Raw genomic sequence first — 22,761 nt, forward strand, 5'->3', positions numbered from 1 at the left:
TGTGCTTTTATGCTATATATGAGCTGAAGGATGAAATCCCGAAATATGGATTTCATCCTTCGAAAAACACTTAAATTATATTATCATTTTGGAGTTTACACAAAATCGGGGAAATACCCTTTTTGTTGTATAAAGAAAATTCTGTATTGATACTTATTATTTTATTTTCACGGTAAATTTTTTATCTGCATTTACAATTACAGCAAAGTTTCCGCTTTCGTAATCAGTTTCTGAAATTTCAAAAACTTTTGAGTTTGTTACGCTTATTCCTGGATTTAGATTGCTCAAAATTTTTCGGTTTGGATCAGTTTCAGCTGCATAATAACTCGATGCATCAATATCCGAGTTAAACGTTATGCCGTCAGAATTTTTCAGCTTTATATCAGGGCAGGAAAACGAAGACACCGGTTCTTCCGAGATGTTTTTATATTCAAAATCAACGCAAACAAATATACCTCCGTCTGATGCTTGTTTTGAAAAATATTGTCCGCCGACATTTTTATTCGTATGAACATCTTTTGACATTTAGTAAATGTCATATTTTTGCTTATTATAACATATAATTTTTATATTGACAAGCACTAAATGTCAAAAAGTGAGGTGAATTTATGTTTATTAACAAAACTGATGACTGATTGAACAATATTTGCGGTAAAAATGTCGCAAATTTCCGAAAAAAATTAAAAATATCCCAGCGCGAAATTGCTGACAGACTTCAGCTTACGGGGCTTGATGTTGATAAAAATGCAATTCAGCGTATTGAGTGCGGAAAGAGATTTGTAACCGACATCGAGATTATTGCGCTTTCAAAGGTGTTAAATTGCAGTTACGCCGAACTTTTGGAGCAATAAGATTTATAGACAAATCCGCAGCAAACGAGGTATTTGTCCGCTGCGGATTTTTAAGAGTTTCTATTCAAATTTTAAAAGTTTTATAAAAAGTCCGCCCTGAACGGTTCGGTTTTGAAAACCGCGCATAATTGCTGTGCTTGAATAATACCAGTCCGTAAACGGCACGCGATCGTTTGTGTCGTTGAGCATATCAAGCATTGCCATCACAATTTTATCGGTGTATTCCGCGTCGTCCGAAAGCACAGTTGACCACAGCTGCCAGTCGCTTTTGGTGTAGTCGCTCCTGCTGTCAAGCGGAAGTCCGTACTTATTTATCTTGGTTTTGTAGTATTTTATTTCATCTTCAAAAATATCTTCATCAAAAATATTCAAACCAAAAAGTTTATCCCATACAAGATTATATTTTATGCTCCAGCTTCCGTTTTGGTCAAACGCGAGCTTGTAATGATTGCCGTCTTTTGCGCGTTCTTTCCACTTTTTCGCCAAATCCTTTGCAATATTTGTATATTTTGCGCCGTCCTGTACCTTGCCCATCATATCAAGCAACATACCCCACGATGCAATTCCCATAATTGCCTTAACAGAAAGGTTGCAGTTGTGCGCCAGGTGACCTGCAAAATCGTCGGTGCAAAGCTGATTTTCGGGGTCAAAGCCGAATTTTACGAGATAATCTGTCCATTTTTGCAGAATGTCAAAATGCTTAACTGCATAATCGGCGTTTTTTGCTTTTTTGCAAACCGCCGCAACGCACAAAATCATATTTCCGCATTCTTCAATCGGCATCTGCGCGCTATACATAAGTTCGCCCGCCGAAATTCCGTAAACCTGACCGTTGAGCAACGGATACTGACCGGCATCGTGCGGTGCAAATTCAAATTTCCAAGCCTTGCTTGACGCAAAATCAAAAATGGGTTCGAGCATATATTCAACGAGTTTCGGCTGATAAATAAGAAAAAGCGGAATTGACGGATAGGTTACGTCAACGGTGGCGGCGCAACCGTTTGAAAAGCATTCTTTTGACACAAAAAGCCCCTTTTCGCCGTCGCAAACAAGCTTATGCGAGGCAATCGCCTGACGGTATGCGATTGACACAATTTTTGCGTAACCGTCTGAAATTTTTCGTGCGTCCGATAATAATTTATTGTCAAAATTTTTAACCTTTTCGGCGATAATTTCATAGTTTTTGAGTGCGTCGCAAAGTGCGTCAAAAAAGCTTTTTCCGTCCTTTTTGTAATATGCGTCAACGGTTTTTCCGAAATATTCAAGCGAATGAATATCGTCATAGCCGATACACAAAAAATCGTTTGTACCGTAAGCGTCAACGTCAAATTCATTGAAATAATATAGAACGGGATACACAGCATTTTCGCTTTCGCCTGCCTTGACTTTTTTGCCGAAAAGCGACGTTTCGCCTGTGTTTTCGCCTCTGTAAGCACGTGTTTTTACACCGTCGTCGGCAGCGCCGATTTTGCCGTTTCGCGCGGCGAGATGGAGATGTCCCCAGCTTATACGCAAATCGTCACCGCTTTCTTTGAGCATTTTTCCGCTGCAATTAGTTATGTATGCCGAAATGTCACTGCGCCCGAAATAAACCGTTTCGTCGGGAGTGTTCACCGCCAAAAGTGCGGAAACATCAAAATAAAATGCGCATTTGTGATTTTTTCCGTCGGTCGGTTTTACGCTGTAGGAAACGTACGAAACGGGACGGCTCAAAAGGTCTAAATCGTCCAAAATAAGCGGAGTGAAAAAGCAAACCTCAAGCTCGATTTTTTCGTCCGCAAAGGTGTATACGGTTTTGAGCGGTGTCACACGCACGTTTTTCTGCTCGATATTTTTCGGGCCGAATATGTTTTTATTGGGATTGTGGCACATTCTGCCCATAAAAACTTTCGGTGTGCCGTCAACCGTGATTATGCCGGTCATCGAGTGCTGACTGCCCGTCCAGTGGCGCGTAAAATCGCCGTTTAGGGTGCCGCACATCGACCACACGTTAAAATACGGGTCGCAGGTTATGAGCGGATATGCCGGAAACTTCTGCGTTGATAATTTCATATAAAAACCTCCTATCTTGACAATTTAATTATATCATTGTATAATTTGCTTAACAAGCTATAAAATTGATATAAATATGAGGAATGTTGATATGAGAGAGGATATAGTTTCGTTTGCCGAGAATAAGGATATGCCTTTTCGGGTTCTGATGTGCGGAATTTCATACTGCGATTACAGTTACAGAATTGAGCGCCAAAATTCAGAGCTGAATGTTATAGAATACATAATTTCGGGCACCGGCACGGTGAATGACAACGGCAGAATTTTTAATCCGCGCGAGGGAGATATTTATTTTTTAAAATGCGGTGAAAATCATTTGTACTATTCGGACGCTGACGAGCCGTGGACGAAAATCTGGCTGAATTTTTCGGGACGTCTTGCCTCGAAAATTACCGAGTGTTACAATCTTGAAAAAGAGATTTATTTTCATGCGCCCGAATTAAAAAGTTATTTTTATGAATTTTACGATATTTCGCGGTCGTGTATCGGTGCAAAGGCGGTGTGCGAACAGTCGTCGGTTGTGTTTCTGCGCCTTGCGCAAAGGCTTTGCGAATATTGCAAGGATAAAACGTCAGCACGCGGTTCGGTTGCGTATAAGGTGAAAAATTACATTGACGATATGACCGATTATTCGCAAAAGCTTGATGATATTGCACAGAAAATGTCGTATTCAAAAAACCATATAATACGCGAATTTAAGGCGGAATTCGGTATTGCGCCGTATGAGTATATGCTCCGCAGACGTTTTGAAATTGCCGGGTCGCTCCTTAAAAACACCGCGTATTCGGTTTCGGAAATATCCGAAAAGCTTGGTTTTTGCGATACGGGATATTTTTCGGGACAGTTCGGCATACGTTACGGAGCGTCACCGAGCGAGTACCGAAAGAAGTGAGTTTTTTGAAGTTTGGCAAAAAGCGCGGAAAATTTTAATTTAATCATCGAAAACACTTGACAAGCGCTTATTTTTAAGGTATAATATCAAGGTATTGTGATAAAGGGGTATAGCTCAGTTGGTAGAGCAGCGGTCTCCAAAACCGCGTGCCGTGAGTTCAAGTCTTACTACCCCTGCCACGTCGGAACAAGTTTCACTTGTTCCGATTTTTTATTTCATAAAAAATCAGTCACCCGTTCCACTGTTCCTCCTCTTTCGCAAAAGGTCACATTCGCGTCGGCTATTCGGTTGCAAGCGCCCTCATAACGCCTTTGGCTCATTACCAACCTTTTGCGAGTGTGCCTGCGGCACAAATATCTCTATGGTTCGACTTTTTTGTCTATAATGCGGCTAACCCTATCGGTTGCCGTTTTTTTAGTATGCAGACATCACTGTTTTATGAGCATTATTCATTATTTTTTTAGGTCTTTTTCTGTTTATTTTTATCTTAGGTTTTGCATTTATTTTCATCTCTTTATACCTCTTTCGCCGTCGGCGACGACGGCACGAACATATCCTAAGTTCAGATATATATTATTTTAATGATATACCCATATATAATATGGAGAATAATTTTGGAGGTATTTATTATGACTAAAGAAAAGAACACAATAAGAACGGAGCTGCTTTTTGACAATGACGGAGAAAGCAAGCTGAAATTATCCGTTGAGTGGGACAAAAACAAGAAAAAGGCTTGTGTTATTATGCTTCGTTTCGGAAAGGGTGACGGAATTTACTTTGACAAAAGCACAAGCCAGTGTGTTAAAAATCTTTCATCTATGGATTACGGAGGGGTTGATATTGTCAATTTGTTTTCATCTCCTGATATGGAAATGAACGATACCAACATCAACACTATTAAAAACGCAGTTACTGTTGCCGATACGGTTGTTTATACCGTGGGTGTAGGCAAGAAGAATTACAAAGCATTTCAAACGGCTCAAAGTCTGATTTTGCCGATTATTGAGAATGTGAGGGAAAAGCTCTTTTGCATTTCCGACAGTGACGGAAACGGATTTTATCATCCGCTTTGTCCAAAGGTCGATACTTGGCATTTAACGAAATTCAACACTAAAGATTTATTATCGCTGTAGAGTTTAAGCTCTGCAGTTTTTTTAATGGAGGTTATTTATGATTAAATTAGGAACGGAAAAGGAATTATTTAAGATTAAACATCTGCCGATTAACATTCAAACCGCTATATCTGAAGATATAAAAATCTTGGATGACAGCTATGGCAAAGACAGAAATATTGATGTTGATATGGGCGGTTTTGTTGTTGTATGCAATAAGGGAGAACGGCTTAATATTGAGAATTTTCAAATTGATTTTGAGGTGACTGAATTTTTACAAGCCATTTGTCCCTATGTGAAAAAGCTCTATATATCAGGCACAGAGCGGAATATCATCATATATAAAAAACAGGAATAATACGGACAAACACAAGGACAACGGGATTTTACTTCTGAAATCGGATTTGGTAAAATATTACCAAGAGGTGGTAAACGTGGGAGGTGAACAAGCAAAAAAGCTGTTTAGGCATTGGAAATTTGAACACTATGTTGTTCGAATTTCCAATGCCGAATTCCGTTTATGAGGAAATTTCGGAAGAATTTGGTTTTGATGTTGCAATTAAGATGTATCAGATTTATAAGGTTATGCAGATTTCATTTCCGACCCGTCTTTTTAACCCTGAATATGTCAAAAAGCAAATTCCGATAGAATATGACGGAACTAATGTTAAGCAGTTAGCAAAAAAATACGGCTACAGTGAGAAAACCGTAAGACGAATGATTAAAGATTTATGAGGAGGAAATTATGAGGAAGAGTATAACATCGGTGATGTTGGCTGTTTGTATTTTGTTATCGGCAAACAGTGTTTTTGCGTTAAATTTGTATAACTACACCACAAAAGAAGAATTGTATCTGGACGACGAGGGCTGGTCAGAAAAGGGGCTTGAAGCCTACAAGAGCGAATGCCGAGAAGAAGGATTTATTCCCGAGGACGAAATTCCTGCCGAGGATTTGGTAACGTTGTATTCAGCAGACGGAAGAACAATGAAAACCGTGTATTTTCTTGTCGATACCTATAAAAACCTTGGATGGACGCTTGCAAAACCTGTGACAATGTATGCATGCTTCGGACGGAAGAACGATAAGTGTTTTGGAAAGCGAAGTTGAAGATTACAAAAAGGTAGGCTGGTTTGTAAATTCGGAAGTTACAATGTATTCCTTGGACGGACGTTCGGTCAGCGTGCCGATATCAGAGGTTAACGAATATAAAAGAGTCGGTTGGTACGAAACAAAAGTCACATCCGTAACTATGTATGCGCCCGACGGCAGAACATTATCGGTTGAGAATACCGAGGCAGAGGCACAGAAAAAAGCCGGCCGGTATGAAAGTTTAGCTGAGGCAAAAGCAGCGGCGAAAGCGCAGTCTGCACAACACACCGCACAACCGAAACAGGAGCAGAAAAGCTCGTATTCGATAAGCGGCTGCTACGAAAATACGAGATTCCGAACATTTACAAATATAACGGGAATATCGTATTCGGATAAGTCGTCTACCGACACGGGAAGCACTATTTACAACTACGGATATGTGCCGGAAGAATACATTTATTCGTATATTGCGGCTTTGCAAAATGACGGATTAACATATGACGGAGCTGAAAATTACGGTGTTTCGCTGCTTTTGACAATGCGTGACACAAACAACGGTGCTATGCTTATTATGGCATATGACGGGTTCGGCAAGACCTTGAGAATATCCGTCGCACCTTAAGAAACACACACTTTTGTGCAAAATTTCTTTGCAATACCATTGATTTTTACAAAACAATGTGCTACAATCATAGTGAAGTTAAACTTAACTAACTTAATACTGTTAACGGAAATCGGAGGGGTAACTATGATGAAGTATATCGGGTTTTACTGGAATGTTCTGGCGCCTTTGATGAAAGGCAGTATCAAAAAGCGTTTCGGGAGAGACATTGCCGATAAGGCGATAAAAAACGGCAAGGAAAAATACAGGTATATTCTCGAAAAAGCGAACGATTTGGGAAATCATAATCCTCTTGCGCACAATGCATATTTTGCCTATGCATTTGTTGCCGCGTGGCTCGGCTGTGACAAGGCGCTGACGCCTGAACAGATGGGCGATGTGATGGGCGACGTTCTGCACAAGGTCGGTTTTCTTTTCAGCACCACCGATATGAACAAAAAATCGCACGTTGAAAAATATAAGAAAATATTGGGAAAGTACATAGACTGGCAGTCGGAAAACCTAAAAAAATATCCGTCGTCCTGGAAAATGTATGTTGATGATGTACCGAATGGTTTTTCGTATCATTTCACATCGTGTCCCATTGCCGCGACCTGCAAAAAGCTCGGCTTTCCCGAAATTATGCCGCCGCTTTGCCAAACCGATCACACGATGGCGGCTATCAGGCACGGAAAACTTAAACGTAACGGTACCATTGCGGACGGCGCGGACATATGCGATTACTGGTTTATAGGAGATAAGGATAATTTTCAGTAGTCATCAGAGAGTTGTACCCCGTATGCCTTGCATACAATGCATTAAAACGGACGTTTGCCGGAAACGGATTTTCGGCAGACGTCTGCTTTTAATAAAAATTTATCAAAACTATTGACAAATTAAAAAACGTGTGGTATTATTCTAACAGGGTTAGTAAACACTAACTTAATATTTATAGGCGGTGAAGATAAACGCTTATATTTTTTGAAAGTGGGTTAGTTAAAACTAACTTTGTGAAAGGAGTACACTATGCTTGAAGCATTGCTTGCGTATCACTGCGCGCCGGCATTTGCCGGAATAAAGCCTGCAAACATCGCAGCCTGTCAAAAATCAAAGTATCCCGATTTGCACGGCGAGCTTGAAAAACTTAACGGCGAGCTGAACTGCAAGGGCATTTACATAGATATTCTGTGCGAATGTGAAAAACACGCGCTCGTGATTGCTTACCGCAAAAGCGTGCTGGATAAGCATTTGCACCAAAGCGCAAATCGCGCGTTTCTTTCGCATTACGGCTATGCAAAAGACGGAAATTTCGACGATTATGTAAATACGCTGAAATCGCGTCTTGACGGCGACAGTTTTCCGCACGAAATCGGCGTTTTTCTGGGATATCCTCTGCGTGATATATATTGCTTTATAAACCACCGCAACGAGGGCTGTAAGCTGGTGGGCGAGTGGAAGGTTTATCACAATGCCGAGGAGGCGAAAAAGACATTTTCGAGGTTTAAGGCATGCCGAAAAGCACTTTTTCGCCGCGTTACGCAAAGAGGCAGAACACTTGCACAGATTTTTTGCGCGGCGTAAATATATTGAATTTTAAGATTGTAAGGTTATCGGAAAAATTCGGTAATTTGCATAAATTTATTAAAGGGGAGGTTTTACAAAATGAGTAAAACGGCAGTTATTTATTGGAGCGGTACAGGCAATACGGAGACAATGGCGCAGGCGGTTGCGGAGGGCGCAAAATCGGTTAATCCCGATACGGCGTATTTTTCGGTTTCGGAAATCTCGGCAGATGACGCCTCAAGCTATGATACGCTTATTTTAGGTTGTCCCGCAATGGGTTCCGAGGTTTTGGAGGAAGATGAATTTGAACCGTTTTTCACTGCGCTTGAAGGAAAAATTTCGGGCAAAAACGTTGCGCTTTTCGGCTCTTACGGCTGGGGCGACGGCGAATGGATGAGAAACTGGGAGGAACGCGTTACCGGCGCAGGCGCCAAACTTGTCGGCGGCGAGGGATTGATTATCAACGAAACACCCGACGACGCAGGACTTGAACAGTGCAAAGAGCTCGGCAAAAAAGCCGCGGAAGCATAATAAAACACAAAGAAATCAAATAAATTAAAAACGGCGGTACGGTTTAAAGTGTAAGTAAGCTGTACCGCCGTTTTACGTTAATTTTTAAAACACCTTTTGACAGACAAGTATATTTTCGGGTATATGATAAAATATATACTTGAAAGGTTGTGAAAATTATGAATGAAAGAGTTGTTACAAAAGCACTTGCAGAAAAATTCAGAGCGTATCTTTACGAGGAGGAGAAAAGCGAAAACACAATCGAAAAATATCTGCGCGACGTTCGTTTTTTTGCGGAAAACGTCGGCAATAAAAAACTGCATAAAAGCGATGTTTTGGAATACAAGCATACATTGTGCCAAAGATACGCGCCGAGGAGCGTAAATTCCGTTATTTCGTCGCTCAACGCATTTTTTATGTTCGCCGAGTGGTATGAATTAAAGATAAAAACGCTGAAAATTCAAAAGCAGATTTTTGCCGACAAAAAACGCGAGCTTGAAAAAAGCGAATACGAAAAACTTCTCACGGCGGCAAAGGATAAGAAAAACGAGCGTTTGTATTATTTAATGCAGACAATCGCGAGCACGGGACTCCGCGTGTCGGAAATACGGTATGTGACGGTTGACGCGGTTAAAAACGGCGAGGCGGTTATAAACTGCAAGGGCAAAATCAGGCAGGTATTTCTGCCGAAAAAGCTATGTGTTATGCTTAAATCGTATGTCAAATCGCAGGGGATAAAAAGCGGTTCGGTGTTTGTTTCCAAAAACGGAAATCCGCTCAATCGGTGCAATATCTGGAAAATGCTCAAACTTTTGTGCGAAAGCGCAAACGTAGACAAATCGAAAGTTTTTCCGCACAATTTCCGTCATCTTTTCGCGCGGACGTTTTATTCACTGCAAAAGGATATAGTCCGTCTTGCGGACATTCTGGGACATTCAAGCATAAACACAACAAGAATTTACACAATGGAAACGGGAGAAATCCACCGCAGGCAAATACAGCATCTCGGACTTTTGCGGTGCTGAAAAAAGAAAAAAACCACATAATCAGTATTATGTGATTTAAAATTTTAAAGTACATATAAGATACAGTTCGATTATAGCATTGAACTTTGCTGATGTCAATATATTGTCGGTACTTTTAAACAAAAAATATCAATTTTCATCATTTTTCACAAAAACAGACACGGCATTAAGACCAATGCTATTTTAATTTTGACATTGGTCTTGATTTTTGCAATCAATTTTCCGCATTTTTCGACAATTTTTCATTATTTTAAATAAAAACTTTTCAAAAAACACATTCGGCAAAGAAAAAACCGTTTTGTCCGCAACATAATACTGATTATGTTACGGGCAATTTTTTTTGCAGAAAAATAAAACGTACGCTCAGAAGGCAAAACGGGGGGTGGTTAAAATGAGGACTGCCGCTTATCAGGTGGACGAAAAAGACATTTTGGAAAGGATATTTTCGTTTTTCGTCAACCGCGGACTTGAAAACGTGACAATACGCGAATTAAGCAAAGGCACGGGGCTGGTCCAGGGCACGCTCTACTACTGGTTCGGTGACAAAACAAACATCATCTGCGAAAGCGCGGAATACGGCTTGAAAAAAGTCACCGACGAAATATTCGATTATGTTTTTGCGAATATGAACGACCTGCGCGCGTTCTTTTCGGGCTGTCCTGACGAAATAAGCCGATACAAAAACGAACTGCGTTTTATCTATCAAATGGCGGTAAGTCCCGTGTGCCGAGAAAACCGAAAATGTAGCAAAGATTTTAAAATCCCGATAAAAAAATCGGGATTTTATTTTTTTGCAAAAAAGTGTTGACAAACTACAAATGTAGTTATATAATAAAATCAACGACAGTCGTAGTTTATAAATTGGAGGTTATAAAAATGCCGAGGCAAACAATTACAGAATCGGAATATGAAGTTATGAAGGTTTTATGGAAAGCGGAAAAAAGTATGACGACGGGAGGAATTTATAAAGAGCTTGAGTTTACAGGCTGGTCGAAAAACACCGTTGCAACGCTTATTTCGCGCCTTTGCGAGAAAAAAGTCATCACATACGACGCTAAAGGAAAGTTTCATTATTACCGCGCAGTGCTCTGCGAAAACGATTACAGCGTCAGCGAAACAAAGTCGTTTATATCAAAGATGTTCGGCGGTTCGGTGAAAAATATGGTGGCGTCGCTTTACGAAAACGACGAACTTTCAAAGGAGGATATCGAGCAATTAAGGGCAATGCTCGACGGTGAAAAATGATGCGCGAAATCTTTAAAACAGTGCTTGTTTTAAGCGCCGAGGGCGCGGTGTTAACGCTTTTGCTTATGATTTTAAAGCCGTATACGTCCAAAAAATTTTCGGCGCGCTGGCAAAAATACATCTGGCTTGCGGTTATCGTTTGTATGCTCGTGCCTGCGTGGAAATTCATTCCCGAAAGAAACGTGCAAAAATACGCACCGCAGATTGTGACAACGCGTCAGAGCACAAACCGCACGGACGCAAATATTGTTGACACGAAAATAAACAACGGCGGTGAAAACGGCGTTAAACCCGCCGAAAATCCCGTGACAAAGCCTAAAATAAGAATAAATATTTTTGATTTGTTTTCGTATTTATGGCTTATCGGCGTGATTGTGTTTTTTATTCTCGGAGCTGCAAATTACTGTGTTTTTCTTGCAAAGCACCGAAAAAACAGTATAAATTTGGAGGAAAACCGCACGTTTGACGAGGTGAAAGATGAACTTAAAATAAAACGCAAAATATGCGTGAGAATATCGCGCGCCGACACGTCGCCTATGCTTGTGGGAATGGTGTTCCCCGTGATTTATCTTCCGAGCGTTCCACTTGACAAAGAGAGCGAAAAAATGGTGTTCCGCCACGAGCTTATGCACTTTAAAAAGCGCGATTTGCTGTATAAATACATAAGCTTTGCCGTAAATGCTCTGCATTGGTTCAACCCGTTTGCGTATGTTTTGAGCACAAACATCGCAGAGTCGTGCGAAACGGCGTGTGATACCGCGGTGGTTAAAAATATGGACGGCGATATGAAAAACCTTTATATGAAAACGATTTTGGATTTGGCACAGAAAAAGAAATCATAAAAATCATTAAAAAGGAGGTTTTAACAATGTTTGAAAAATTTTATACAACAAAAATGAGCGAGAACGGAAAAATGTTAAAGCACCGTTTTAACAAAATCCGCACAAACGTCAGCAAAAGAGCGCGCTTTGCATCGTATATCACGCTTGCAGTGATAATATCGGTATTTGCTTTCGGTGCGTGCCTTGCCGCCGCGGCGGAAAATGCGGAAATCGGAAACGGAACTTTAATTATAAACGGCGAGCGCCACACCGTTGACATAAGGCATTTCGAATGTGAAAAATATCCGAACAGCGACAAGTATTATCTGCCTTTGAGAAAGGTTTTTGAATATCTTAACTGCACAGTGAATTATGACGTTGACAAAAGCACCGTTCCCGACTTTATGAAAGGAAACAAAGCGTTTCCGCAGTATGGGTGGGACGGCGAGGAGCGTTACGCGGTTGACAAAATTTCCGAGCAGATGTACGGTGCGACGACTTCCGCAAACACAAATATGCCGATTATAGAAATTGTATCGCCCAAGGGCAAAAAATATTATTGCCAGGTCGGAAGCTGTATTTTTAATGGTATGTGGACACCGCCCGTTGTGGTGAGTGACGGCAAGGCTTATGTTTCGGTCCGCGCGATTGCTATGTATCTTGTGCCCGATGAAATAAGCTATAAAGAGGCAAGTATGATAGGCTGGGACGACATTGCAAACGATACATATTACGATGGCAGGCTCACGCTTGACGAAGAAAATATGACGGTGACAATAAATGAAAACGAACCTGTACAAAGCAAGGCGAACAATACCGCGTTAAACCTCGGCAGGGAGATTATAGCCCGTATAGAAAGCAAAAAATATCTTGTTGTCCAAACAAAGGACAATGCGATTACCGTTATCCTTAAAAAGGACGGTTCAATATTTTATGAGGCGTCATATCCCGATTTTAATAAAGATATTTACATCGCGTTTGCCGACGAGAATACAGTTACTTTGAACACGTTTGACCCAAACGCGGAAAACGGACTGAAAGAATTTGACCGCATTGATTTGCGCCCGAGGAGTGCAAAAAGTGAGTAAAATTTTTGAGATGTGGATAAACAATTCCGAAAAAATCATATCCGCAAAAGAAATCCCAAATGCGGAAAAGGTTTATTTTGAAACAAACGAAAAATTTATAAAGGTTTTGGATTTGCTTGTTGAAAGAGGATACAGAATAGGATAGGAGGTTTTAACAATGTTTGAAAAATTTTATACAACAAAAATGAGCGAAAACGGAAAAATGTTAAAGCACCGTTTTAACAAAATCCGCACAAACGTCAGCAAAAGAGCGCGCGTTGCGTCGTATATCACGCTTGCGGTGATAATATCGGTATTCGCTTTCGGCGCGTGCCTTGCCGCCGCGGCGGATATGCAGAGCGTACGCTATCAGGTTTACGACGGTGAAAAGTTTGTCAATTTCAAAAACGAGCCGTTTGTTTACAAGGATTTGTATTATCTTCCTTTGCGCGAAACGCTCAATATTTTCGGTATTACCGATATAGCATACGACAACGGGCAGATTGAAGTTTCTCTCCCAGCCGGAATGAAACAGCACATCGGCACAGCCACCGGCGAAAGCAGTGATGCGCCGACGGAATTGGGGCTTGAAATCGGCAAGGATATTGCATATCTTGCGCCGAATTACGGAAATGTTGTAATCCAAGGAGTGCCGATTTTATATAACGATTTAACATATGTGCCGATTTATCTTTTTGAAATACTCATCCAGGCGGGTCATATTCCCGATTTTCAGTTTAACGTAATCCGCACAGACGACCCGAAGGCATATTATTCCGACGGCGAGGAGGTTTATATCGGCACGGTATACGAGCAGGACGCATATAATCCCGTAAACGCGGACGGAACGGCAAAAATCGTGAAAAGGATTATTGTAGACGAAAACGGGAAAGCGCTCATAGTAATTCCCGTTGAAAAGCAGATAAAGGAGAACATAGAGGCGCGCTTTGACGCAGGCGACGTAAACATTTGGAGCAGTATGCGCGGTTACAAAGACCTTGCCGAGAGTCTGCATATGGTTTACAATTTGCGCGGAGAGGGAATTGAAACGTCGGTATTTGACCAGATTTATGATTATACCGACCAATACTACACGGCAGACAGTGTGAAAGCGTATGTCACGTCGGCGGATATTATCCGCGTGCCAAATTCCCCCAAAACCTATGATGGAATGGAAAAAATAAGACCGCTTATAACCAACACCTACGGCAAATAAAACAAAAGGGCAGTCGTCTGAAGACTGCTCTTTTTTAATGTCCGCTTGACTAATGCATAGTTTTTTAGTATAATTTAATGCAAAGGAAGTGGACGGATTGAATACAGAAATATCTAAAGCGGCGGTTGACGCGCTTGTTAAAAATAAAAATTTAACCGACGGCGAATTTAAGGCGCTTTTGCAGACCGGCGAGTTTGACGGGTATCTGTTTGAGTGCGCGGATAAGGTGCGCCGTGAGCATTACGGCGACGAGGTGTATATCCGCGGACTTATCGAAATTTCAAACTACTGCAAAAACAACTGCTATTACTGCGGAATACGCGCAGGAAACGGCAATGCGGAGCGCTACCGTCTTACAAAGGACGATATTTTGTCGTGCGCAAAAGAGGGTTACAGGCTCGGTTTCCGCACGTTTGTTCTCCAGGGCGGTGAGGATATGTTTTTCACCGACGAGGTTATCTGCGATATAGTGTCGGGCATAAAAAAAGAATATCCCGACTGTGCGGTTACTCTTTCGCTCGGCGAAAAAAGCTTTGACAGCTATAAAAAATATTACGATGCCGGTGCGGACCGCTATCTTTTGCGTCACGAAACGGCAAACAATGAGCATTACAGCAAGCTTCACCCCGAAAGTATGAGCCTTGAAAACCGAAAACAGTGCCTTTATAATCTTAAAAAAATCGGCTATCAGACAGGCTCGGGATTTATGGTCGGCTCGCCGTATCAGACGTATGAAACTCTTATTGAGGATTTGCGCTTTTTGCAGGATTTAAAGCCCGATATGATTGGAATAGGACCGTATATCACGCACAAGGACACGCCGTTTAAAAATTTTGAGAGCGGTTCGCTTTGTCTTACATTAAGACTGGTTGCAATTTTGCGCTTGATGTTTCCGTATGTTCTTTTGCCGTCCACAACCGCGCTGGGCACAATTCACCCTCAGGGGCGCGAAATGGGGCTTAAGGCAGGCGCAAATGTTGTTATGCCGAACTTATCGCCCACAAGCGTACGAAAGCTTTACACGCTTTATGACAACAAAATCTGCACGGGTGACGAGGCGGCGCAGTGCATAGAGTGTTTAAAACGCAGAGTTGAAAGCGCGGGGTACAGAATTGTCACCGACGTGGGAAATGTAAAAAAATAAAACAAAAAATCCTTCCGAAAAATCGGAAGGATTTTTAAATTTACGGAAAATTTAATTTTGTAAGCGCAAATTATCTTGCTTTTGTTTTGATTTCTTCGACAACTTTTGCAACAAAATCTTCTGTTTTGCTTATTCCCAAATCGCCGTCCTTGCGCGAACGAACCGAAACTGTGCCGTCCTGTGCCTCTTTGTCGCCGACAACCAGCATATACGGAGTCTTTTTAAGCTGTGCTTCTCTGATTTTGTAGCCAAGCTTTTCGTTGCGGAGGTCAACCTCACTGCGGATATGGTTGTTATCCATAATTTCTTTAAGTTTAAGCGCATAGTCGAAGTGCTTTTCCGAAATCGGGATAATCTGCACCTGAACGGGCGAGAGCCAAACAGGGAACGCACCTGCAAAATGCTCAATCAATATACCGATAAATCTTTCAATTGAGCCGAATGCAACACGGTGAATCATAATCGGGCGGTGTTTTTCGCCGTCGTCACCCGTGTATTCAAGGTTAAATCGGAGCGGAAGCTGGAAGTCGAGCTGAATTGTTCCGCACTGCCAGGTTCTGCCGATTGAGTCTTCAAGGTGGAAGTCGATTTTCGGGCCGTAGAACGCACCGTCACCCTCGTTTACAACATAGGGAAGTCCGAGTTCGTCAAGCGCACCGCGGAGCGCGTCGGTAGCCATCTCCCAGTCCTCGTCACTGCCCATACTGTCCTCGGGACGTGTGGAAAGTTCAACGTGATATTTAAATCCGAAAAGGTTATAAACCTCGTCGATAAGCTTTGCAACGCCTTTGATTTCGTCTTTAATCTGGTTCGGCATCATAAAGATGTGCGCGTCGTCCTGTGTAAAGCATCTAACACGCATAAGTCCGTGCAACTGACCCGATTTTTCGTGACGGTGAACAAGACCGAGTTCGCCCATGCGGAGCGGTAAATCGCGGTAAGAACGCGGTTCTGCCTGGTATACCAAAATACCGCCGGGGCAGTTCATCGGCTTAATGGCAAAGTCCTGCTCGTCGATAACGGTTGTATACATATTGTCTTTGTAATGCTCCCAGTGACCCGAAGTTTCCCAAAGCGAACGGTTGAGCATAATCGGAGTGGAAATCTCCTGATAGCCGTTTTTCGCGTGGAGTTCGTGCCAGTAGTCGAGAAGCTGATTTTTAAGGATCATACCCTTGGGGAGGAAGAACGGAAAACCGGGACCGGCGTCGTTCATCATAAAGAGTCCGAGTTCTCTGCCGAGTTTTCTGTGGTCGCGCTTTTTAGCCTCCTCAAGCGCGTCGAGATACGCCTGCATTTCGGCTTTTTTGGTAAATGCCGTGCCGTAAATGCGCTGGAGCATTTTGTTTTTCTCACTTCCGCGCCAGTATGCGCCCGCGATATTCAAAAGCTTAAATGCCTTAACTGTGCCTGTTGAGAAAAGGTGAGGGCCGGCGCAAAGGTCGGTGAAATCGCCCTGGCGGTAAAAGCTTATAACCGCATCTTCGGGCAAATCTTCAATAAGTTCAACCTTGTAAGGCTCGCCTTTTTCTTTCATAAATTCAATAGCTTCTTCTCTCGGAAGTTCAAAGCGTTCAAGCTTGTAATTTTCCTTGACGATTTTATTCATTTCCGCCTCGATTTTTGCCAAATCGTCGGGTGTGAAGCCTTTATCATAATCAAAATCGTAATAAAATCCGTTGTCGATTGCAGGGCCTATTGCAAGCTTAACTTCGGGAAACAAACGTTTAACCGCCTGTGCCATAACGTGCGACGCGGTGTGCCTTAAAATGTGTCTGCCGTCGTTGTCGTCAAACGTGAGAATTTCAAGTTCTGCGTCTTTTTCAAGCTTAAATGTAAGTTCTTTTACCTCGCCGTCAACGCGCGCGCCGAGCGCCGCTCTTGCAAGACCTTCGCTGATTTTTTTTGCAGCGTCATAAACGGACGCACCGTTTTCGATTTCCATAACGCTTTTGTCTTTTAACGTAATTTTTACCATTTGTATTACTTCCTCTCTGTCGCCCTTCTATACGAACGAAAGGCATTATTAACATTTATTATATGACTTTTGGCGAAAAAAGTCAATAGAGAAGGCTTATAAAAGGGGCAAAAAGGGCAAAAAAATATGCCGATTATAAAACCGGCATTTCCTTTATGAAAAAAGGAGGGAAAATGAAAAAAGTTTGTTGTGTTTGGTATGGTTATATAATATCATTAAATTTGTTAAAAATCAATAGAATTTATATACCAAATACAAACTTTTTACCGTTATTTTTTGTGTAAGATGAACAAAAATGGGTGTTTTATTCATCTTTACGACACATTTTTAATTTTTTGTTAATATTTTATGCCTTGTCCAGCATTTCTTTTAAGATTTTGTTTATAACCGGCGGATTTGCCTTGCCCTTTGAGAGTTTCATTGCCTGACCCATCAAAAAGCCGAGTGCCCTGTCGCGTCCTGCCTTGTAGTCGGCAATGGACTGCGGATTTGCGTCGAGAACCGATTTAACCAAGTCGTAGAGCGCGCTTTCGTCGCTTATCTGCGCAAGGCCGAGTTTTTCGACAAGCTGTTTCGGTGAGTCATCCGATGTGAACATTTCGAAAAGAACCTTTTTCGCCGCAGAATTTGAAATTGTGCCGTTGGACGTGAGCGAAATAAGCTCAATCAGTTTTTCGGGCGCAAACGGAATGTTTTCAAAATCGGTTTCCTTATCCTTCAAAAATCTCGAAACGTCGCCCAAAAGCCAGTTTGCAACGGTTTTTGGCTCGCCGTTTAAGTTTATGCAGTCGTCAAAATAGAACGACATATATTTGTTTTCGATTATGATTGACGCGTCTTTTTCGGAAAGCTTGTATTCGTTTATATACCTTTCAAACTTAACGTTGGGAAGCTCGGGCAAATCTTTTCTTATTTCTTCAATCTGCTCATCATCAATCACAATAGGCATTAAATCAGGCTCGGGGAAGTAGCGGTAATCGTGTGCCTCCTCCTTTGAACGCAAAAGCGTGTTTTCGCCTTTTGCGTCGTCCCATCTGCGCGTTTCCTGGTCGATTGTTCCGCCGTTTTCGATAACCGAAATCTGGCGCGCAATTTCGTATTCAATCGCCCTTTCTCCGCCCGAAAATGTGCTTACGTTTTTCATTTCGGTACGCGTGCCGAATTCCTTTTGTCCCTCGGGACGGATTGACACGTTGATGTCGCATCGGAGTGAGCCTTCTTCCATTTTGCAGTCCGAAACGCCGATATACTGAAGTATGTTTTTGAGCGTTTCAAGGTAGATTTTCGCTTCTTTCGCGCTTCTTAAATCGGGCTCGGAAACGATTTCTATAAGCGGAACACCGCAGCGGTTGAAGTCAACCATTGAGCCTTCGCCCATAATGGAGTGGATAAGCTTTCCTGCGTCCTCCTCTATGTGAATACGCGTAATTCCGATTTTTTTCTTTTTGCCGTCAACGTTTATCTCAACATATCCGTTTGTGCACAGAGGAAGGTCGAACTGCGAAATCTGATAAGCCTTTGGAAGGTCGGGATAGAAATAATTTTTTCTGTCCTGTTTTGAATAGTGCGTGATGTCGCAGCGGAGCGCAAGACCGGCTTTAATTGCATATTCCACAACCTTTTTGTTAAGCTTGGGGAGAGTGCCGGGCATACCCATACATATCGGGCAAACCGAGGTGTTAACGTCAAGACCGAACTTGTTTTCACAACTGCAGTATATTTTTGTGTCGGTGGAAAGCTCTGCGTGAACCTCCAAACCGATAACCGATTCGTAATTCATTTATTTTCCCTCCTTTTCAAGACTTTTGTGCGCAAAATCCGTGTTCTGCTCAAATGCGTATGCCGTTTTGAACAGCGTGTTTTCGGCAAATGGTTTTGCGATAAGCTGTAAACCTATCGGCATATTTGTTTTGTCGTATCCGCACGGAATACTGATAGCCGGAAGTCCTGCAATGTTAACCGAAACGGTGCAGATGTCGTTTAAGTACATCGTAATCGGGTCGGTGATGTTTTTGCCGATTTCAAACGCTGTCGTGGGCGTTGTCGGAGTTAAGATAACGTCGAATTTGTCAAACGCCTCGGCAAACGAATTTCTGATAAGCGTTCTTGCCTGCTGAGCCTTTTTGTAATAAGCGTCGTAGTAGCCCGCACTCAATGCGTATGTGCCGAGCATAATGCGCCTTTTAACCTCACTGCCGAAGCCCTCGGAGCGGGTTTTCAAATACATATCGGTAAGGTCGGTGTAGTTTTCCGCGCGATAGCCGTATTTTACGCCGTCGAAACGCGCGAGGTTTGAGCTTGCCTCGGCAGACGACATAATGTAGTATGCCGGGAGCGCGTATTTTGTCATAGGCAGTGAAAATTCAAAAATTTCAGCGCCCATACTTTCGTAAACCTTTGCCGCGTTCATAATCGCGTCTTTAACTTCTTTCTGTATGCCCTCACCGATGTATTCTTTCGGAATACCGATTTTAAGACCTTTCACGCTTTCGCCGAGCGATTTTGTATAGTCGTCCGTTTTCTCATCGGCAGAGGTGGAGTCCATTTTGTCATAGCCTGCAATCGCGTTTAAAACAACCGCGCTGTCGGTAACGTTTTTGGTGATGGGTCCGATTTGGTCGAGCGACGACGCAAAAGCAACAAGACCGAAACGCGAAACAAGTCCGTATGTCGGCTTTAATCCGACAACACCGCAGAATGCCGACGGCTGACGGATTGAACCGCCCGTGTCCGAGCCGAGTGCAAAAATTGCCTCGTCCGCCGCAACAACCGCCGCGCTTCCGCCCGACGAACCGCCGGGAACTTTAGCTAAATCGTGCGGATTTTTCGTCTTTTTAAAATAGGACGTTTCGGTGGACGAACCCATAGCAAACTCGTCCATATTTGTTTTTCCTATGATAACACTGCCCTGTGCTTTAAGCTTTTTAACAACCGTTGCGTCGTAGGGCGGAACGAAATTGTAAAGCATTTTTGACGCGCAGGTGGTAAGAATTTTGTCGGTGCAGATGTTGTCTTTAACCGACGCGCAAACACCCGTAAGAGGCGAAATGCCGCCGTTTTTGATGCTTTCGTCGGCAAGCTTTGCACTGTTTAATGCGTCCTCTTTTGCAACGGTGATGTATCCTTCTATGCTTTTGTCTTTTTCGTCAATTCTGTCGAGCAGGGCATTTGTCAGCTCAACGCTTGAAATTTCTTTATCTTTAAGCATTTTTGAGGCTTTTTCAACGCTTAATTCATACAAATTCATCTTTTGTCACTTCCTCTTGTAATTATTCCTCAACCGTCTGCGGTACAACCACACAGCCGCGCTGTTTTTGCGGTGCGTTTTTAAGAATTTCGTCACGGTCAAACGATTTTTCAATCTTGTCCTCGCGGAACACATTTTTTATGTCAAGAATATGGTTTGTCGGTGCGATATTCTCGGTGTCAAGCTCGTTTAACTTGTTCGCAAAGTCGATAACGCCCTCCATATTGAGGTTTTCGATTTCGTCATCGTTAAGTTTTAAACGCGAAAGAAACGCAACGTGCAAAACCTCGTCCTTTGAAATTTTCATATTTTCAACTCCCCTAAAAAAATTTCCTGATTTTTTATTATACAACATTTTTTTCTATTTTTCAACCATTTTTAAAAATTCGGTTTCGTCAATCACAGTAATTCCAAGACTTTGCGCCTTGTCAAGCTTACTGCCCGCGCTCTCGCCGGCTAAAACGTAGTCGGTGTTTTTCGATACCGATTTTGACGCTTTACCGCCGTAGTTTTCGATGAGCGCTTCCGCCTCGGCGCGTTTGAGCGTTTCGAGCGTACCCGTCACAACAAAGGTTTTGCCCTCAAATCGGTTGTCAAAGTTTGCGCCCTCGTCGATATATTCGGTGTTAACGCTTTGCGCCTTAAATTCATCTATAATTTTAATGTTGCGCTCCTCGTCGAAAAATTCGCGCACCGAATTTGCCATAATCATACCGATGTCGTCAATCTCGGCAATTTCCTCTGCTGACGCGGAAATAAGCGCGTCGATATTTTTAAAATGCTTTGCAATTTCGCGCGCCGCGCTCTGCCCGATATGGCGTATGCCAAGCCCGAACAAAAGGCGCGAAAGGCAGTTTTTCTTTGAATTTTCGATTGCGTTTATAAGGTTTTGCGCCGACTTTTCGCCCAGCTTGTCAATGTTTACAAGGTCGTCTTTTTTTATGGAATAAATGTCGGCGCTGTTTTCTATAAGATGCTCGTCAATGAGTTTTTGCACAACCGACGGCCCCATTCCCTCAATGTCCATAGCGTTGCGCGACACAAAATGAATGATGTTTCGCACCGCCTGTGCACTGCACGCAAAATTTGTGCATCTGAACGCCGCCTCGCCGTCCTCGCGGTGGACGGGTGCACCGCACACGGGGCAGTTTTTCGGCATATCAAAGTCGGTTTCTTCTCCCGTGCGCTTTTCGGTGAGCGATTTCACCACTTCGGGGATTATGTCTCCGGCTTTTTGAATAAGCACGCGGTCGCCGATTTTTATGTCTTTCTGACGTATATAATCAAGGTTGTGGAGCGTTGCACGGCTCACGCGCGTGCCGGCAAGAGTTACCGTTTCAAACTCCGCTGTGGGGGTGAGAACGCCAGTTCTTCCGACGTTTATAAAAATATTTTTTATTGTTGTTTCTTTTTGCTCGGCAGGATATTTAAACGCTATCGCCCAGCGCGGAACCTTTGCAGTTTCGCCCAAAATCTCGCGGTCGGAGAGAGAATTTACCTTTATAACCGCGCCGTCGGTATCGTAGTAATACCCTTTGCGCGTGTTTCCGATTTCCGCGATTTTTTCAAGCGCGCCGTCGATTGACGAAAACGCCTCCGTGTCGTCAATCACTTTAAATCCTGCTTTTTTCAAAAATTCAAGGCTCTCGAGATGCGTTTTAAATTCAATTCCCGTAACCGACTGAACGTTAAAAACAAATATGTCGAGATTTCGTTTTGCCGCCGCTGACGAATCGAGCTGGCGGAGCGAACCTGCCGCGGCATTCCGCGGATTTGCAAAGGTGGTTTCGCCGTTTTCCTCGCGCTCGAAATTAAGCTTTTCAAAGCTTTTTTTAGGCATGAACACCTCACCGCGCACTTCAAGACGTTCAACGGGAATATTGGTTTTCAACGGAATTGATTTCACGGTTTTGAGGTTGTTTGTAACGTCCTCGCCGACCTGTCCGTCACCGCGCGTCGAACCGCGCACCAAAAGCGAATTTTCGTATTCGAGCGACACCGAAAGTCCGTCGATTTTAGGTTCAACGGTGTATTCGGCATTGGGACAAACCGCCTTTACGCGTTTGTCAAAATCGCGGATTTCATCTTCGCTGAACGCGTCCTGCAAGCTTTGCATTTTAACCGCGTGAACAACGCTTTCAAAGCCTTTTAAAATTTTTCCGCCGACCTTTTGCGACGGTGAGTCGGGCGCAATTATCGCGGGGTTTTCCTCCTCCATTTTAATAAGCTTTCGAAGGAGCATATCGTATTCGTAATCGGTCACCGACGGCTCGTCCAAAACGTAGTATTCATAGCTGTATTTGTTTAAAAGCTCTTTTAGTTTTTCGTATTCGTTATTCATTATAAC

The 22,761-nt window shown here is 42.7% G+C and carries 25 protein-coding genes and 1 tRNA gene; 19 read left to right on the top strand and 7 right to left on the bottom strand.

The window, feature by feature from the left end:
- Nucleotides 1-156 precede the first annotated feature (156 nt).
- A complete protein-coding gene (locus H8706_RS10240) occupies nucleotides 157-525 on the bottom strand; it encodes a DUF4352 domain-containing protein (RefSeq protein ID WP_262432542.1) in 369 nt (122 codons plus the stop codon).
- A gap of 110 nt (nucleotides 526-635) precedes the next feature.
- Between H8706_RS10240 and H8706_RS10245 the strand changes: the two genes are divergently transcribed.
- Entirely contained in the window at nucleotides 636-851 is a 216-nt protein-coding gene (locus H8706_RS10245; RefSeq protein ID WP_262432543.1) for a helix-turn-helix domain-containing protein, read from the top strand.
- 60 nt (nucleotides 852-911) lie between these two features.
- Here H8706_RS10245 and H8706_RS10250 read toward each other — a convergent pair whose 3' ends face one another.
- Nucleotides 912-2,903: a glutaminase domain-containing protein gene (locus tag H8706_RS10250; RefSeq protein WP_262432544.1), complete on the bottom strand. Its 1,992-nt coding sequence runs from the start codon at nucleotides 2,901-2,903 to the stop codon at nucleotides 912-914.
- Nucleotides 2,904-2,994: 91 nt separating this feature from the next.
- Between H8706_RS10250 and H8706_RS10255 the strand changes: the two genes are divergently transcribed.
- The 18 genes from H8706_RS10255 (at nucleotide 2,995) to hydE (ending at nucleotide 15,189) form a co-directional block, all read left to right on the top strand.
- Complete coding sequence (locus tag H8706_RS10255; RefSeq protein ID WP_262432545.1) at nucleotides 2,995-3,795, top strand: AraC family transcriptional regulator; 801 nt, start codon at nucleotides 2,995-2,997, stop codon at nucleotides 3,793-3,795.
- A 103-nt stretch (nucleotides 3,796-3,898) separates the two neighbouring features.
- Nucleotides 3,899-3,974: transfer RNA gene (locus H8706_RS10260), tRNA-Trp, on the top strand.
- Between the two features lie 450 nt (nucleotides 3,975-4,424).
- Complete coding sequence (locus H8706_RS10265; RefSeq protein ID WP_262432546.1) at nucleotides 4,425-4,928, top strand: DUF1643 domain-containing protein; 504 nt, start codon at nucleotides 4,425-4,427, stop codon at nucleotides 4,926-4,928.
- Nucleotides 4,929-4,965: 37 nt separating this feature from the next.
- Complete coding sequence (locus tag H8706_RS10270) at nucleotides 4,966-5,265, top strand: hypothetical protein (RefSeq protein ID WP_262432547.1); 300 nt, start codon at nucleotides 4,966-4,968, stop codon at nucleotides 5,263-5,265.
- A 128-nt stretch (nucleotides 5,266-5,393) separates the two neighbouring features.
- Nucleotides 5,394-5,642, top strand: coding sequence for a Mor transcription activator family protein (locus H8706_RS10275; RefSeq protein WP_262432548.1), 249 nt, complete (start codon nucleotides 5,394-5,396; stop codon nucleotides 5,640-5,642).
- Nucleotides 5,643-5,652: 10 nt separating this feature from the next.
- Nucleotides 5,653-6,015: a hypothetical protein gene (locus tag H8706_RS10280; RefSeq protein ID WP_262432549.1), complete on the top strand. Its 363-nt coding sequence runs from the start codon at nucleotides 5,653-5,655 to the stop codon at nucleotides 6,013-6,015.
- Nucleotides 5,999-6,619, top strand: coding sequence for a hypothetical protein (locus H8706_RS10285; protein ID WP_262432550.1), 621 nt, complete (start codon nucleotides 5,999-6,001; stop codon nucleotides 6,617-6,619). The genes H8706_RS10280 and H8706_RS10285 overlap by 17 nt, the downstream gene beginning before the upstream one ends.
- Before the next feature lie 126 nt (nucleotides 6,620-6,745).
- Nucleotides 6,746-7,375, top strand: a complete 630-nt coding sequence (locus tag H8706_RS10290) for an L-2-amino-thiazoline-4-carboxylic acid hydrolase (protein WP_262432551.1) — start codon at nucleotides 6,746-6,748, stop codon at nucleotides 7,373-7,375.
- Nucleotides 7,376-7,624: 249 nt separating this feature from the next.
- Nucleotides 7,625-8,179, top strand: coding sequence for a DUF3793 family protein (locus tag H8706_RS10295; RefSeq protein WP_262432552.1), 555 nt, complete (start codon nucleotides 7,625-7,627; stop codon nucleotides 8,177-8,179).
- 81 nt (nucleotides 8,180-8,260) lie between these two features.
- On the top strand, nucleotides 8,261-8,692 hold the full coding sequence (locus tag H8706_RS10300; protein WP_262432553.1) for a flavodoxin: 432 nt from the start codon (nucleotides 8,261-8,263) through the stop codon (nucleotides 8,690-8,692).
- A 158-nt stretch (nucleotides 8,693-8,850) separates the two neighbouring features.
- A complete protein-coding gene (locus H8706_RS10305; protein WP_262432554.1) occupies nucleotides 8,851-9,696 on the top strand; it encodes a tyrosine-type recombinase/integrase in 846 nt (281 codons plus the stop codon).
- 391 nt (nucleotides 9,697-10,087) lie between these two features.
- Nucleotides 10,088-10,504 (top strand): TetR/AcrR family transcriptional regulator, encoded by a 417-nt coding sequence (locus H8706_RS10310; RefSeq protein ID WP_262432555.1) that lies wholly within the window; start codon nucleotides 10,088-10,090, stop codon nucleotides 10,502-10,504.
- 68 nt (nucleotides 10,505-10,572) lie between these two features.
- A complete protein-coding gene (locus H8706_RS10315; protein ID WP_262432556.1) occupies nucleotides 10,573-10,941 on the top strand; it encodes a BlaI/MecI/CopY family transcriptional regulator in 369 nt (122 codons plus the stop codon).
- Nucleotides 10,941-11,783 carry a M56 family metallopeptidase gene (locus tag H8706_RS10320; RefSeq protein WP_262432557.1) on the top strand — a complete coding sequence of 281 codons (843 nt, stop codon included), beginning with the start codon at nucleotides 10,941-10,943 and terminating at the stop codon, nucleotides 11,781-11,783. Before H8706_RS10315 ends, H8706_RS10320 begins: the two co-directional genes overlap by 1 nt.
- A 26-nt stretch (nucleotides 11,784-11,809) precedes the next feature.
- Complete coding sequence (locus tag H8706_RS10325) at nucleotides 11,810-12,850, top strand: hypothetical protein (RefSeq protein WP_262432558.1); 1,041 nt, start codon at nucleotides 11,810-11,812, stop codon at nucleotides 12,848-12,850.
- Entirely contained in the window at nucleotides 12,843-12,995 is a 153-nt protein-coding gene (locus tag H8706_RS10330) for a hypothetical protein (protein ID WP_262432559.1), read from the top strand. The genes H8706_RS10325 and H8706_RS10330 overlap by 8 nt, the downstream gene beginning before the upstream one ends.
- Nucleotides 12,996-13,007: 12 nt before the next feature.
- Nucleotides 13,008-14,045, top strand: coding sequence for a hypothetical protein (locus H8706_RS10335; RefSeq protein ID WP_262432560.1), 1,038 nt, complete (start codon nucleotides 13,008-13,010; stop codon nucleotides 14,043-14,045).
- 97 nt (nucleotides 14,046-14,142) lie between these two features.
- Nucleotides 14,143-15,189 (top strand): [FeFe] hydrogenase H-cluster radical SAM maturase HydE, encoded by a 1,047-nt coding sequence (gene hydE, locus H8706_RS10340; protein WP_262432561.1) that lies wholly within the window; start codon nucleotides 14,143-14,145, stop codon nucleotides 15,187-15,189.
- A gap of 70 nt (nucleotides 15,190-15,259) precedes the next feature.
- Here hydE and thrS read toward each other — a convergent pair whose 3' ends face one another.
- The 5 genes from thrS to ligA form a co-directional block, all read right to left on the bottom strand.
- The gene (gene thrS, locus H8706_RS10345; protein WP_262432562.1) at nucleotides 15,260-17,167 is read right to left on the bottom strand and encodes a threonine--tRNA ligase; all 1,908 of its coding nucleotides are present in this window, start codon (nucleotides 17,165-17,167) and stop codon (nucleotides 15,260-15,262) included.
- A 346-nt stretch (nucleotides 17,168-17,513) separates the two neighbouring features.
- Entirely contained in the window at nucleotides 17,514-18,947 is a 1,434-nt protein-coding gene (gene gatB / locus H8706_RS10350; protein ID WP_262432563.1) for an Asp-tRNA(Asn)/Glu-tRNA(Gln) amidotransferase subunit GatB, read from the bottom strand.
- Nucleotides 18,948-20,414, bottom strand: a complete 1,467-nt coding sequence (gene gatA, locus H8706_RS10355; protein WP_262432564.1) for an Asp-tRNA(Asn)/Glu-tRNA(Gln) amidotransferase subunit GatA — start codon at nucleotides 20,412-20,414, stop codon at nucleotides 18,948-18,950. It abuts the gene before it with no gap.
- A gap of 22 nt (nucleotides 20,415-20,436) precedes the next feature.
- Nucleotides 20,437-20,721, bottom strand: a complete 285-nt coding sequence (gatC, locus tag H8706_RS10360) for an Asp-tRNA(Asn)/Glu-tRNA(Gln) amidotransferase subunit GatC (protein WP_262432565.1) — start codon at nucleotides 20,719-20,721, stop codon at nucleotides 20,437-20,439.
- Between the two features lie 54 nt (nucleotides 20,722-20,775).
- Nucleotides 20,776-22,755 carry an NAD-dependent DNA ligase LigA gene (gene ligA / locus H8706_RS10365; RefSeq protein WP_262432566.1) on the bottom strand — a complete coding sequence of 660 codons (1,980 nt, stop codon included), beginning with the start codon at nucleotides 22,753-22,755 and terminating at the stop codon, nucleotides 20,776-20,778.
- Between the last annotated feature and the right edge of the window lie 6 nt (nucleotides 22,756-22,761).

Source organism: Qingrenia yutianensis, from assembly GCF_014385105.1.
GTDB classification, from domain to species: Bacteria; Bacillota; Clostridia; order UMGS1810; family UMGS1810; genus Qingrenia; species Qingrenia yutianensis.